Genomic DNA, 12,957 nt, shown 5'->3' on the forward strand with positions numbered 1-12,957 from the left:
TATCAATGAGTCGTCGAGCAGCCCCTAAAGAACGTGTTAAGTTTTGGCGTGATCCGGCGTTGCGTGGTTTAGAAATGCTCCATGCCACGTATGTGACATACGCTTTCTCGCGTCATGCCCATGAGGGATTTGGCATCGCCATTGTCGAGTCAGGCGCAATGGAGTTTGACTATCGTGGTGCCAGTCATATTGCGCCCCCTGGGAGTGTGGTGATTACTCACCCTGGTGAAATGCATACGGGGCATGCGGTCTTAGAGACAGGGTGGACCTATCGAACGCTTTTGCCAGCTATCGATTGGCTACAGCAGGCTGCCAAAGAGTTGAGTGAATGTTCAGGGGCAATTCCCTACTTTTCATCTCCTGTTATCCAAGATAAGTGCCTTAATCAAAAGTTAGTTAATCTCCATCGCACGCTCGAAACATCTCCCTCATCCTTAGAAAAAGAATCTCGTTTTTTATGGGGCTTAACGCAGCTAGTGCATGGATATGCCAGCAATCGTCCCCAGATAAAATCTGTTGGCAAAGAAAATTATTCTGTTCAACAGGTCCGAGAGTATCTTCACTGTCACTACACCCGTAATATTTCACTAGACGAATTAGCTAGGCTGACAAACTTAAGCCCATTTCGTTTGCTGAGAGCATTTAGGAAACAGATTGGCTTACCTCCCCATGCTTACCTCAATCATGTGCGTGTTCATCAGGCTAAAACCCTTCTAGCTGAAGGACATCCCATTGCTGAAGCAGCTCTAGCGACTGGCTTTGCCGATCAAAGTCATCTGCATCGACACTTTAAAAAAATGCTTGGGGTAACCCCTGGACAGTATGTCCAAGGCTGTCGACTTATTGCTGTCAGATAATCATCAGTTGCCTTAAACAATCAGAGAGTAGCACTGTTTAACAGCATCCATGCAGCGGTTATGCAATATTTCCTACAGTCACTAAGTATAAGGCTGCTTCTTCTATACCATCGATACCTAATAATTCATTGAGTGCATCGTCGAAGAAAGCACCAACACCGCAAACACCAAGCCCCAAGGCTGTAGCGGCTAAATATAAATTTTGACCTAGATGTCCGGCTTCCATTAGTACATAGCGATAGGTGCGTTCGTGATATTTCCAGCGAGTGCGTTGGAAAATGCCTGAGATCACAAAACAAACCTGTGCTTCGCCCAGAAACTCCTGGTTTAAGCCTGCTCTGATAAGTGGCTGACGGAGGTCCCCAGATTGTACCAATTCTAACCGATGATGCTCCACAGCATGGTGATAAAGTCCTGGCTCTAATCCTTCGACGCGGTGGACAATCGGATAAATTTCTAAAGGATACAGCGCTCCAGAAGAGGGCACTGTCCGAAACTCTCGCTCATCCCAGGTGATGCCTTGAGCTAGATATAACAATTGGGAAAGTGTATCTAGCGATATCTGGCTCTGGGGGTTGTAGTTACGGCGCGATCTCCGAGTGGTTAAAGTTGTCGCTAGATTCAGCGTAGTAGGTGATGATTCCTCTGAGAGGGGAAATTGGGGCAGTTCAATTTGCTGGGCATCTGGGTAAGTCTTGTACAGCGGTGGCGCTTGTCCCCAATTGAAAATAGTGGCAATGGCTTCCCCATATCCAGGCTGACTCCACCTATGGTAAAGCTGCCCTATATCCTGATTGACATCAGAATTGACATCAGAGAGGCCACCGGGTTCTGAAGGGGAAATCAAACGCTCAAAGCCAATGCCAGTGGCGATGGCCAAAATAAACAAAAGAAGATTACGGCGTCCGCTGTTTGGTAAGACGACTTGTTTAGGGGGAAGAGGTGGGGCCTCTGTTGATTGGCCTGTGACTGTTGATTGGCCTGTGGCTGTTGATTTAGGGTGAACTTTGGTTAGGGAAGGTTCTTGAGGGCGATCTCGCAATCGATTGCGCATAAAGGCTTTAACCCGAGTCCAGGTTTGGATGAGATGAATTGTGGCTAGGGTGACCCACAAATACCCCACCTGACTGTGAAAGCCAAAGTGATGCAGCCCCATTGTATCGGCGATGAGTCCGGTGATAAAAACGTAGATGCTGCTACCTATGAGTAGGGTAATCACCACATAGTCAAGATCGCGCCGTTTTACTATTGCCATAGGCCCCCACAAAGCGCTTGTCTAATAGTCTAGCGAGCCGTTGTGGGATGTGCGTAGGGCCTATCAAGAGTTTTTGAGCAAAGCATCTCGACGGCTAAGGAGTACCACCTATGTTGACAATGCTCTGTGTGGAATAAAACCAGCGCAAAGCTGGCTATGGGGGCAGATGCGCTGGTTGCTTAGGCAGCAACTACTATCCAAAACAAGCCGCTGAGCCTAACTTTTATTAGACCCATTGCATCTAAGAAAGCATTAAGATCATCATGAGATTGCTCTCATGATTTGAATCGTTTGCCTTGAATCGCCTTGATGTCAGAAACGTATACTGCCTTGATAAAGATGACTAGAAGACCATATAACCTCATATACTGGCAAAGTTGGATGACTAATACTGAATCCTTAACGAACTGAGCCATTGGACTTATCTTTTCTCAGAAAGCGCTTATTTGCACCGTTTTATGCCAGCTTTACGGTGTTAGTTGTCCTGCTATTAGCTCAGGAAGTGCTGAGTGTAGCCGTGAGTGTTGCCAGACAACGGACCTCCCAAGAGATTACTAAGACCGTTGAAATCAAGCGTGAAAGCGAGCGCCTACTGAGATCTGCCTTAGAAGAAAAAGTGGCCCTGCGTGGATATTTGCTTAGCGAAAATGAGGATTACTTACAACAGTATCAAGCTGGACGTCAACAGTTTGAATCAAGTTTGGCAACTCTTTCAACCCTTTTAGCTCAGGATCCATCTCAGCAGGGTACTCTATCGCTGATTGAAACCTTTCATAATCAGTGGCTACGAAAATTTGCACAGCCGGTTGTCGATGGCTCATTTGATCGAAATAGCTTAGCGGAGGAAAGTTCATTAGATACTCTGAGGGAAGCAGTCAATCGCATTCTAGAGTATGAGAAGTCTATCCTAGAAGCACAGAATCAGCGACTAAACCGTCTAAATCGCTTAAATGTTTGGGGCTTAGGCCTCAGTGGTACTGCCATTGTGCTAATTGTTGTTGGCAGTGCACTGAACTTAATTCTGCTACGCCGTCGTATTCTCACACCTTTAAGACAACTTATAAGGGTCGGGGATAACTGGCGGCATGGTCAATTGGATAGGAGAATTCAGCATGTGTCAGAAGATCCGATGGGAGACCTGGCAACTACGCTGAATGGTATGGCTGAGGGGATCAGCGTACGGCAAGAACGGATTCAACAACGCAATCAACAGCTAGAAGATTTAATCGGTACACTATCCCACGATTTACGGACTCCTTTGTTGGCTAACCGTGGTACCCTCAACGCTATTGTTGGAGGGGCATTTGGCCCAGTGAGTAATTTGCTCAAAGATTTGTTAGAAGACTATCGTGAAGCTAACGATAACTTGATTAAGCTAGTGGAGGCACTGCTAGATATTAGTCGCTATGAAGCGGGGGGTAGTCAGCTACTTAACTGTGAACCTTTGAACTGGGATAAAATTTGTAATCGGGTGATTGTTTGGGAGCAAAATAGCTCGGAAGGGAAATGTGTATTAGAGGTCAACATCGCGTCTAAGATTCCGGTCGTGTACGGTGATGCCATCGAAATTCAAAGGGTTTTGCAAAACCTAGTCGATAATGCTGTACGGCTGAGTAAGCCAGGGAAGCCGGTTTCAATTGCAGTGACATCGCGGCATGATTTAAGTGTGTATGTAGCCGTACGTGATCAGGGACCAGGTCTTAAGGAGGAAGAGATCGGCTTGTTGTTTTATCGGTTTTCTCAAGTTGCAGGCCGTCAAGGACGAGCTGGTCTGGGCCTCTACCTCTGTCGGCAAATTATTGAGGCCCATGGCGGTAAAATTTGGGTAGAGAGTATTCCAGGTAAGGGGGCTACCTTTTGGTTTATGCTATCAACGAATGCCCTTACATGTGATGTCCCGAGCTTGGAGTCTGGTTGACATTTCGAGGTAACTATGGGAACTGCTCCTATTCGTGTTCTTTTGGTGGAAGATCATGCCCTAATGCGGCGTGGCTTGTCGGGACAGTTTAGCTTAGAAGATGACTTTAAAGTGGTCGGCGAGGCTGAAAACGGTCAGCAGGCTATTGAGCTGGCAGCTCAACTACAGCCTGATATTATTTTGATGGATATTGAAATGCCTGTTCTGGATGGTATTTCAGCAACTCAAGCCATTAAAGCAACAGAATCGGAGAGTCGAGTGCTGGCATTGAGTGCTTTCGGTAAAGATAGCCAGGTCGTGGGTATGCTGGCAGCAGGGGCAGATGGCTATTGTCTCAAAAGTATTGAATGGCAGCAGTTAATAGCAGTGTTACGGTTGATCCAGGGCGGCGGCACCTATTTAGCGCCGCAGATTGCCCACAAGCTTTCTTCAATGTTGAAATCAACGACAGCCCCGGTTCCCGCTCAAGATAAAGCACCTTCGATGCTTACGGATCGCGAGCGTGAGGTTTTGCAACTGATTAGTGAAGGTTGTTCAAATCAAGAGATTGCCGATCAGCTTTACCTATCCTTAGGCACCATTAAGGCGTATGTGCGTACTATTTTGAATAAACTCAGTGTTGATGACCGAGTGCAAGCTGCCGCCAAAGCCGTTCGTGAAGGTCTGATTTAAGCCTGTGCCATCTGCGGATAGCCAGGTGGATATCTGGCAGACTATCCACTGGAACCATAGAAACGGTCAATAGATAGTATTACAAATCATCATGTCTAAGCCATAGTAATGGAGCACATGCAGCATGGCTGCTATGGGAGCTGTTTATTCAAGTTGGCTGTGAATCATTTTTCTCCACCCCATAACCTTTATAAATAGTCTTGTCCGTTTTCAACGGACAAGATGGTTTTAATCAATAGTTTTAGGATGGCTCCTCGCTGTCGTCTCTCTTGAGAGAGGTACTTTATATGGAGCTTTCTATCTATGTCGTGGCTATCAGCTAAGCATTTACTGTGTCATCACTGGATGAAGTCTTTTTTAATAATTTTGGGAATTGTTGGCGCTTTTATTGCTGGCACTCTTATTAATCAGAGATCTTATTACTCATCATATAAAGGGATAGCAATCAGGCCATGTCCTGACAAGCAACGACAGTCTCCCATTGAACTCCAAACCACCATTCAAGTGGATTTAACTCCGTTACAGTACGATTATCATTCTGTTCCTCTGACAGTTGTGCACAATGGTAATACTATTCAGGTTAATTATCGATTTGGTAGTACGCTGACCCTGGATGAACAGCTGTATACGTTAGAGGAAGTGCATTTCCAGGCTCCGAGCGAACATGTTGTCGCTGGTATGCCCTATGCGATGGAAGTTCAACTTGTGCACCGCTATGGTGAGCACGTTGTAATTGTAGGAGTATTCGTTGAAGTTGGGGAAGGTAATCCTGTGATGCAAAGTATCTGGGACCATATGCCTGCCACACCAGGGCTCAAAAAGACTTTTGACAATGTAGCGATTGATGCTGCTCAATTATTACCTGACAACCTAAGGGCTTACTACCGTTATTCAGGTTCTTGGACAGAGCCACCCTACAGTGAAAGTGTTACGTGGATTATTATGAGAGATCCGATTACTCTTTCTATTACCCAGCTAGAGCAATTTATCGCTGTTTTAGGTGAAACTGCCCGACCTGTTCAACCTCACCATAATCGATTGATTTTAGAAGCGAACTAGGATGTTTCCAGCTTATTTAAGAGATATTTCTAGCTTATTTAAGATACGGTTTTGTAGCAATTGGGGTCTTATTGCCAATGTTTTCTCTTTCTCAACCTTGCTCTATAACTGCTATGAGCCGTATTTTGATTATCGAAGACTCTCCCCGCGTGGCATCTTTCCTGGAGAAAGGGCTGCGGGCAAATGGCTATACCCCAACCATTATAGATAATGGGGACGATGCGATCGCACTTGCCCTCCACCAACAGTTTGACCTGATCATCCTCGATTTAGGGTTGCCGAATAAAGATGGTCTAATTGTGCTGGATGAGTTTCGAGGGCAAGGTATCTCCGTGCCAATTATTATTCTTTCTGCTCGTCATGAAATTAACGATAAAGTCGCTGGGTTTGAACGGGGTGCTGACGATTATTTGACCAAGCCATTTCGGTTTGAAGAATTGCTAATGCGGATCCAAGCTCGTCTACGCAATGCCCATCTCCAACAGACCCACACCGACACATCTAATACTTACATCCTAAGATTCCGAGAGGTTGAACTAAATTTGCATTCTCGCGAAGTACGTGTAGCAGGACGCTCGATTAAATTGTCAGCTCGAGAATTTATTCTTGCTGAAACGTTTCTGCGCCATCCTGGTCAAATCTTAAGTCGAGAACAACTATTGGATCACGTCTGGGGATACGACTATGATCCAGGCTCCAATATTGTTGATGTGTATATTGGCTATTTACGCAAAAAACTGGGCCGCCACTTCATTGAGACCATTAGAGGGTTAGGCTACCGTTTGAAACATGAATAAGCTCTCATCGCTGTATCATCGAGATTTTAATATCGTCTAGCATGCTGAACAGTAGCACAGTGTGAACGAATATTAAATTCTGAATATGGCCAAGATTTTACTTGTGGATGATGAACCTCGAATCGTCACATTCTTAGAAAAGGGACTTAGGAGACAGCATCACCAGCCTGAATCAGCGTTTAATGGTCGCCAGGCTCTGGATATAGCTCTTTCTGAGTCTTTCGACCTGATCGTTTTAGATTTGGGTTTGCCTGAGCTCGATGGATTTGATGTATTAATGAATTTACGCAAAATGAATCAGTCTCCACCGGTTGTGATTATTACAGCCCTTGGAGAGTCCGACTGCGCTCGAGCGATTGAGCTGGGAGCCGATGACTGTCTGCATAAGCCGTTTCGATTTGGTGAGTTATTGGCCAAAATCAAACGCCTTTTAGGAGAAACAGAACAGAACATTGCAGAAGCTAAGGTCGGCTGAGGACGTCAGGTTTTCCAGCCCTAATCCATAGAATCTATGGATTAGGGTTGGAGAGATGGTGCCGTCATCCTTCATCTTCGCAGGGATTACGTTTGGGTGTGATTAGTACCTTATCCACCCGATTACTGTCCATGTCCATCACTTCTACGACGAATCCATTCCAATCAAAGCGATCGGTTGCTGTGGGAATGCGCCCAAGTTGGTGAATCACTAGGCCCCCCAGGGTATAGTAGCTAACTGTTTTATCAGAAAAGTCTCCTAATTCAAGACAGTAATAGACATCCTCAATATTCATCATGCCGTCGAGTAGCCAGGATCCATCTTCCCGTTGGCGCGGCTGATCGCCAGGTTCGTCAAGAGATGGCGCATCTCCCACGAGGGCTTCCAGAATATCCCACAGGGTGACTAATCCCTGAATGACGCCATATTCATCAACCACAAGAGCGGTGTGCACACGCGAACGTTTGAACTGCTCGAGTAGGGGTAGCGATCGCGATATTTCTGGAATCACCAGGGGTTGTTCCAGATCTACGGTTAAATCTAAAGGATTTTGGTTCAGGGCTCGATTTAATAGGGAGTTAACACTGACCAGACCGAGAATATTGTCTAAACTACCCTGGCATACGGGTAGACGACGATAGCGACTGGCAATAATCTTGCGTTGATTTTCTGTGGCAGTATCTTCTAAATCTAGCCACATGATTTCAGGGCGTGGCGTCATGATAGAGGTAACTTGGCGGTCTCCAAGTCGAATCGCCCGTTCCATGATTTCCCGTTCAGCTACCTCTAACGTGCCTTCCTCAGTCCCTTGTTGAATAAAGGCCCGAATTTCTGCTTCCGTGACACTGGGGCCACGGTCGGGTTGAATATTCAGGACGCGCACCACTAGGTTGGTTGAAAAGCTAAGCAGGGCAACAATGGGAGCGGCTAGTTTTGAGAGGGTCGCCATGGGCCGAGCAATGACTTTTGCAATGGCCTCGGGCATGGTCAGCGCCACTTGTTTGGGCACTAGCTCCCCTAAAATCAGTGATAGATAGGTGATAATAGCAACCACCAGCGGAAAAGCCAGGGTATTGGCATAGGTCCCCAAACCAGGAATCTTATTAATCAAGGCGGCCATAGGGGCTGACAGGGCCTGGCCTCCAAAGGCACCACTGACAATGCTGATCAGGGTGATGCCCACTTGCACCGTAGAGAAAAAGTTATCGGGACGTTTAGATAACTTGAGGGCCGCCTGGGCACGACGATCACCGTTGCGAGCAGCTTGCTCTAGGCGCACCTTGCGAGCTGATACAATGGCCAGCTCAGACATGGCAAACACGCCATTGGCAATGATTAACGCCAAAATGATCAGAATATTCGTGAGCATAAGAGCAAGCAAACAGCAGAATCTTTATCCTACTATTAGTCTGTTGTCTCCCTCTTTGATCACTGCTGATTTGAGCAGCGTACCTGAGTGTTGCGCCAAATTTAAACGTTTACTCTTGTGAGCCAACTATTGTAGTGCGGCTCTTTCCCGAGCATTATGGATTGAAGACTTTCCCGAAGCTGATGGGTTATGGGCTGCATTGAGGGAAGATCATAATTCTCAATACTCAAAACAGGTGTAATTTGAGCAGCAGTTCCTGAGAGAAAAATCTCGTCAGCAATAAAAAGCTCAGATTTATCAACAGGCCGCTCTATGACTGGTATGTCTAAATTCTCGGCAATGGTAAGAATGCTGTCGCGGGTGATGCCTTCTAAAATGTCTTGGTCAAAGCTTGGGGTAATCAGCTGGCCATTTCTCACCAGAAATAGATTCATGGCAGACGCTTCGCTGACCTTACCTTGGGAGTTCATCAGGATGGCTTCGTCAAAGCCGGATTCTACGGCTTCTGTTTTGGCGAGGGCTGAGGCAATATAAGCGGCGGTGGTTTTACCTCGGAGGGGCTGGCTACGATCTTCTTGCCGTGCCCAAGAGCTAATGCGACAGCGTACACCATTGCGAGCGAGGTAATCCCCCATGGGTACACCATAGATTAGTAAATCTTTTTCGACTTGGTGAAATCGAGGAGCGACACCCAGCCCAGACGTGTAAATCAACGGCCTGAGATAGAAGGCTGTAGCAGGCTGATTGCGTTGTACAAATTCAATGAGTGTTGCTTGAAGTGCATCTGGGGAAAGGTGGTAGCCCATAAATTTAGCGCTGTTGCTCAGGCGCTGACAGTGGGCCTCAAGACGAAAAATCAACGCTTCTCCGTCAATGATGAAACCGCGAATGCCGCCGAGAACAGCGGTGCCATAGTGGAGTGCATGGGTGGCGATAGAAATTTGAGCTTGGTCAAAGGGGACAAACTGATTGCGAAAATAAGCCGTTGGCAGAAAATTAGGTGCTGCGAATTTGGCCTCGGCAGGGCGCTGAAGCGTGGTGATACTCATGGTTTGTAATGCTACTTGTGTGATGACTGACAGGATTCTACAATAGCACCACTGAGCAGTGGTGTCATTTCTTGTCACAGAACTATGAGCGATGCACAGCAGTTAGAAAATCTGACGAATCTGGGGTTGACCCGCTATGAAGCGGCGGTCTATCTAGCGTTGCTAGAACGGCAGGATTTTACCCCATCTCAACTAGCAACCCAGGCAAAGGTGCCTCGGCAGCGAATTTATGATGTGTTACGGGGGTTGTGCGATCGCAACCTTGCCCTCGAACGCCACTCTGGCAGACAACGCCTATTCCAGGCCGTTGATCCGACCCAGGCCTTACCGGGACTAGTGCAAGCTAAACAGCGTCAGTACGCAGCCGAACTATCTCGCCAGCAACAACAGTCTGAGGCAATGGTGGCCGCCCTAGCCCCACTCTATGCAGCAGGCCATCGCAATCAAGATCCCCTGGCCTATGTCGAAGTATTGTCAGATCCCAACCACATTAATGAACGAGGCAGCCATTTGGCCCAGGCCGCTGAACATAGCATTTGCGTATTTTTTACCTATCCCTCTCTACTTAGCTATGAAGATGGCCTAAAACTCGTGGAAGGTCCCCTGAAACAAGGCATTACCTATCGCACCATTTACGAACACAATGTGTGGCAAGATCCTAGCAGTCGTGACTTTATCCGCCAGTGCCAGGACTGGGGGCAACAGGTACGATTTGTTGCAGAAGTGCCGTTTAAAATGCAGCTGTTTGATGAGCGGGTGACGCTACTGTCATTGCAGGACCCGGTGGTCAGTTCTCCCAGCTTTACGGCATTGAGTGTTACCCATCCAGGGCTAGCAAAGACCTTACAACTCTCCTTTGAAGCACTCTGGAGAGAAGGTGATGCCAAACCACTGCAAGGTTAAAAGGTAAGAGACACGACCGTTACCAGGTGTAGGGTTTTATTGTTAGCTTATTTATTCATCCAAATCTTTCCCAATCATCAGACGATGACCATCAATGGTGCGTAAACCAAACTCTCTCATGCCCCACGGTTCATCGCGTAGGGGTTTTACAATCTCCACATTGTGAGCTGTCACTTTGTTATACTCACTGTCCACATCATCCACAACAAAGTAGGCAAAATAAGAATGGTCGCCTAGCTCTCTTGCCGGAATGGCATTGGGGCATTCTCCAGCCATGATGCGGCAGCCATCACGCCTATACATCCGCCAGCCTGGGTCCCCCATGTCTTCGATGGTGAAGCCCAGAACATCGCGGTAGAAAGGGGCTGAGATTTCAAGATTGGGGACAGCAATGACGTAGAGGGTACGCTGAATCATGAGCTGATCTTGGGTAAGGGGACTACGAAATTTGTGGCACTACATCTCTAAAAAATCTTTAAGGGCAAGCTTATAGCGGTTCTTCAACCGTTTCGAGGCTAATCCACCGGCTTGAATGTGTTGGAGTACGGCTCTAGAGCAATAGCCTTTATGGGTGCGATGTCCCATGGGTAGCAATTTGGCTAACTCCTTAACTGTTAGTTCACGGGCAAATCGGTAATTAACAACCGATTCATGAATGATAAAGTCTGGCACATCAGGACCGGGTTTGAGAATACAGACAGTTTCTGACTTGGGTTGGCGACTATTGACGCTGACAAATAGGTGTCGAGTTTTAGTGGTTTTTGCGATCGCAATATACAAATGCTTCCCTTTCGGCGGTGTTTTAATTAAAAACGCATCGCCGAGACGAATAGAGAGGCTAGCCATTTAACCCTCATCCTCTATAACTTGATCGAGATAGGCCTCGCGCGTAACATCGTCTTGAATGCGCATAATTTCAGCATCACTTTTGCCCAGATTTTTAAGAATCTCTTCTACCACAATGGGAATGGCTGATCCTTCAGGATCGCTCCATTCAGGTAAATCATGGGTCCACTCGGCGACCTCAAAAGGATCCAAATGACCAAACGTGTTATACACCTGTTGAAGGATCTCTTCTTCTTCTTCACAAAGTTCTCCATTGCCTGGATCTTCAAGCAGAGAAACACAGTTGTCTTCACGGGGAGAGATAAATTTGGACCACAGAGGCAGCGCATCATCAACGGGTTGCCCCTTGATCAAATCATAAACACCGCTAAGGACCGGACCATAGTCCATGGACACATAATGGTCACCCGTAATCGGCTGCTCCATTTGTGCCAACGCGACTCGATCGGCAATGTACAGCATCTTGAGCAACCCAAGATATTTTATCGGTTCACCATGGCACTTTAATAACAGGGCTGCAGCTGCTATTGCTTTCTCTGGCTGAAACTGAAACTCAATGGTCATCGCGTTTATTACCTTGTGGCGCACCTCGACCTAGTACATTTTTATTGTAGGCAATGCAACGCCCCCCGTCATCCGTAGGTGGCATGGGGCAAAGTTCTCTAAAAACGTTTGCCTGTGAGCTACATCATTCCAAAACCTTGAACTGTGTGGGTAAGCTGTAGGCAGTTCACTAAGGGCAACCATGCGCGATCGCATCGACCAAATCGTTCAGAACCTGAATAAAACCATTGTTGGCAAAGAAGAGCCCATTCGCCTGGTGCTGGTGGCACTTTTATCCGGTGGTCATGTTCTGCTCGAAGATGTCCCTGGAGTGGGAAAAACCTTACTAGCAAAGTCCCTAGCCCGCTGCATTGATGGAAAATTTCAACGGGTGCAGTGCACACCCGATTTACTGCCCAGCGATGTCACTGGCACAAATATCTGGAACCCCAGCAGCGGCACGTTTCAGTTTATGCCAGGACCAGTATTTGCCAACATACTACTGACCGATGAAATTAATCGTGCGACACCGCGAACTCAGTCAGCACTACTCGAAGTGATGGAAGAACATCAGGTGACCCTCGACGGCGTTTCTCGCCCGGTACCCGAACCGTTTTTCGTGATTGCAACCCAAAATCCTGTGGAGTATCAAGGAACATTTCCATTGCCTGAAGCCCAGATGGATCGCTTTGCCCTATCCCTAAGCTTGGGCTACCCCAGTGCTGAAGAAGAACTGAAGATGCTGCAAAATTTGACCCAGCCATTTAAACCAACTGATCTAGAGCCCTGCATTACCCTAGACGAAATGCACAGTCTGCAACAGCAGTGTCAGCAGGTCAGGGTCGAAGACTCCGTACAGCAGTACATGATTAATCTGGTGCGTGCCACCCGTGACCATGAGGATGTTGCCCTTGGTGTTAGCCCACGAGGGACAGTGGCTCTCTATCGCGCAGCCCAAGCCTTAGCCTTTCTAGAAGATCGAGACTATGTTCTACCCGACGATGTCAAGACCCTTGCCACAGCTGTTTTAGCCCATCGAATCATTGCCAGTGGCGGCCACAAAAGCGCTCCCATCATTGCCCAGCTTTTAGACACGGTGCCCATCCCGTAGGGGACGGCCTTGTGCCTACTCGCCTTGTGCGTACCTGCCCTGACACGGTTCAACCCATGTTTCTCAGGTTATCTTTAGAAAAATCGATTACTCTTTAAGCGTT

Annotated in this window: 14 protein-coding genes; 8 read left to right on the forward strand and 6 right to left on the reverse strand. The window is 47.2% G+C overall.

Translation table 11 applies throughout. The annotated features are described in order from the left end of the window. The first annotated feature begins 5 nt into the window (after nucleotides 1–5). Nucleotides 6–857, forward strand: a complete 852-nt coding sequence (locus QGP82_RS32735) for an AraC family transcriptional regulator (RefSeq protein ID WP_163663446.1) — start codon at nucleotides 6–8, stop codon at nucleotides 855–857. A 58-nt stretch (nucleotides 858–915) separates the two neighbouring features. Here the strand turns inward: QGP82_RS32735 and QGP82_RS32740 are convergent, their stop codons facing one another. Next, entirely contained in the window at nucleotides 916–2,112 is a 1,197-nt protein-coding gene (locus QGP82_RS32740; RefSeq protein WP_499062115.1) for a SagB/ThcOx family dehydrogenase, read from the reverse strand. 415 nt (nucleotides 2,113–2,527) lie between these two features. Between QGP82_RS32740 and QGP82_RS32745 the strand changes: the two genes are divergently transcribed. From QGP82_RS32745 to QGP82_RS32765, 5 genes are all read left to right on the forward strand, one after another. Continuing rightward, complete coding sequence (locus QGP82_RS32745; RefSeq protein ID WP_499062116.1) at nucleotides 2,528–4,030, forward strand: sensor histidine kinase; 1,503 nt, start codon at nucleotides 2,528–2,530, stop codon at nucleotides 4,028–4,030. A 15-nt stretch (nucleotides 4,031–4,045) separates the two neighbouring features. Then, nucleotides 4,046–4,702 (forward strand): response regulator, encoded by a 657-nt coding sequence (locus QGP82_RS32750; RefSeq protein WP_499062117.1) that lies wholly within the window; start codon nucleotides 4,046–4,048, stop codon nucleotides 4,700–4,702. 303 nt (nucleotides 4,703–5,005) lie between these two features. Beyond that, nucleotides 5,006–5,761, forward strand: a complete 756-nt coding sequence (locus tag QGP82_RS32755) for a carbonic anhydrase family protein (protein ID WP_163698709.1) — start codon at nucleotides 5,006–5,008, stop codon at nucleotides 5,759–5,761. A 113-nt stretch (nucleotides 5,762–5,874) separates the two neighbouring features. Then, nucleotides 5,875–6,558 carry a response regulator transcription factor gene (locus QGP82_RS32760; RefSeq protein WP_163663456.1) on the forward strand — a complete coding sequence of 228 codons (684 nt, stop codon included), beginning with the start codon at nucleotides 5,875–5,877 and terminating at the stop codon, nucleotides 6,556–6,558. An 85-nt stretch (nucleotides 6,559–6,643) separates the two neighbouring features. Then, on the forward strand, nucleotides 6,644–7,033 hold the full coding sequence (locus QGP82_RS32765) for a response regulator transcription factor (RefSeq protein ID WP_163663458.1): 390 nt from the start codon (nucleotides 6,644–6,646) through the stop codon (nucleotides 7,031–7,033). Nucleotides 7,034–7,097: 64 nt separating this feature from the next. On the opposite strand, the gene QGP82_RS32770 is transcribed toward QGP82_RS32765, so the two are convergent. Next, nucleotides 7,098–8,402, reverse strand: coding sequence for a hemolysin family protein (locus QGP82_RS32770; protein WP_163663460.1), 1,305 nt, complete (start codon nucleotides 8,400–8,402; stop codon nucleotides 7,098–7,100). Nucleotides 8,403–8,503: 101 nt separating this feature from the next. Continuing rightward, a complete protein-coding gene (locus QGP82_RS32775) occupies nucleotides 8,504–9,451 on the reverse strand; it encodes a branched-chain amino acid transaminase (protein ID WP_499062118.1) in 948 nt (315 codons plus the stop codon). An 84-nt stretch (nucleotides 9,452–9,535) separates the two neighbouring features. Between QGP82_RS32775 and QGP82_RS32780 the strand changes: the two genes are divergently transcribed. Continuing rightward, on the forward strand, nucleotides 9,536–10,354 hold the full coding sequence (locus tag QGP82_RS32780) for a TrmB family transcriptional regulator (protein ID WP_163663464.1): 819 nt from the start codon (nucleotides 9,536–9,538) through the stop codon (nucleotides 10,352–10,354). 51 nt (nucleotides 10,355–10,405) lie between these two features. Here the strand turns inward: QGP82_RS32780 and QGP82_RS32785 are convergent, their stop codons facing one another. The 3 genes from QGP82_RS32785 to QGP82_RS32795 are packed head-to-tail and all read right to left on the reverse strand — an operon-like array spanning nucleotide 10,406 to nucleotide 11,764. Then, the gene (locus tag QGP82_RS32785; protein ID WP_163663466.1) at nucleotides 10,406–10,771 is read right to left on the reverse strand and encodes a VOC family protein; all 366 of its coding nucleotides are present in this window, start codon (nucleotides 10,769–10,771) and stop codon (nucleotides 10,406–10,408) included. Between the two features lie 39 nt (nucleotides 10,772–10,810). Continuing rightward, nucleotides 10,811–11,200 (reverse strand): hypothetical protein, encoded by a 390-nt coding sequence (locus QGP82_RS32790; RefSeq protein WP_163698714.1) that lies wholly within the window; start codon nucleotides 11,198–11,200, stop codon nucleotides 10,811–10,813. Then, a complete protein-coding gene (locus QGP82_RS32795; RefSeq protein WP_163663470.1) occupies nucleotides 11,201–11,764 on the reverse strand; it encodes a Panacea domain-containing protein in 564 nt (187 codons plus the stop codon). 181 nt (nucleotides 11,765–11,945) lie between these two features. Between QGP82_RS32795 and QGP82_RS32800 the strand changes: the two genes are divergently transcribed. Next, complete coding sequence (locus QGP82_RS32800) at nucleotides 11,946–12,854, forward strand: AAA family ATPase (RefSeq protein ID WP_163663472.1); 909 nt, start codon at nucleotides 11,946–11,948, stop codon at nucleotides 12,852–12,854. The last annotated feature ends 103 nt before the right edge of the window (nucleotides 12,855–12,957 follow it).

This window comes from Leptothoe sp. LEGE 181152 (assembly GCF_032906605.1).
In the GTDB taxonomy this organism is placed as follows: domain Bacteria; phylum Cyanobacteriota; class Cyanobacteriia; order Phormidesmidales; family Phormidesmidaceae; genus Leptothoe; species Leptothoe turfae.

Coding starts and splice junctions, on each gene's coding strand:
- QGP82_RS32735 (WP_163663446.1), top strand. CDS start 6: ATGAGTCGTCGAGCAGCCCCTAAAGAACGTGTTAAGTTTTGGCGTGAT.
- QGP82_RS32740 (WP_499062115.1), bottom strand. CDS start 2,112: ATGGCAATAGTAAAACGGCGCGATCTTGACTATGTGGTGATTACCCTA.
- QGP82_RS32750 (WP_499062117.1), top strand. CDS start 4,046: ATGGGAACTGCTCCTATTCGTGTTCTTTTGGTGGAAGATCATGCCCTA.
- QGP82_RS32755 (WP_163698709.1), top strand. CDS start 5,006: ATGTCGTGGCTATCAGCTAAGCATTTACTGTGTCATCACTGGATGAAG.
- QGP82_RS32760 (WP_163663456.1), top strand. CDS start 5,875: ATGAGCCGTATTTTGATTATCGAAGACTCTCCCCGCGTGGCATCTTTC.
- QGP82_RS32765 (WP_163663458.1), top strand. CDS start 6,644: ATGGCCAAGATTTTACTTGTGGATGATGAACCTCGAATCGTCACATTC.
- QGP82_RS32770 (WP_163663460.1), bottom strand. CDS start 8,402: ATGCTCACGAATATTCTGATCATTTTGGCGTTAATCATTGCCAATGGC.
- QGP82_RS32775 (WP_499062118.1), bottom strand. CDS start 9,451: ATGAGTATCACCACGCTTCAGCGCCCTGCCGAGGCCAAATTCGCAGCA.
- QGP82_RS32780 (WP_163663464.1), top strand. CDS start 9,536: ATGAGCGATGCACAGCAGTTAGAAAATCTGACGAATCTGGGGTTGACC.
- QGP82_RS32785 (WP_163663466.1), bottom strand. CDS start 10,771: ATGATTCAGCGTACCCTCTACGTCATTGCTGTCCCCAATCTTGAAATC.
- QGP82_RS32790 (WP_163698714.1), bottom strand. CDS start 11,200: ATGGCTAGCCTCTCTATTCGTCTCGGCGATGCGTTTTTAATTAAAACA.
- QGP82_RS32795 (WP_163663470.1), bottom strand. CDS start 11,764: ATGACCATTGAGTTTCAGTTTCAGCCAGAGAAAGCAATAGCAGCTGCA.
- QGP82_RS32800 (WP_163663472.1), top strand. CDS start 11,946: ATGCGCGATCGCATCGACCAAATCGTTCAGAACCTGAATAAAACCATT.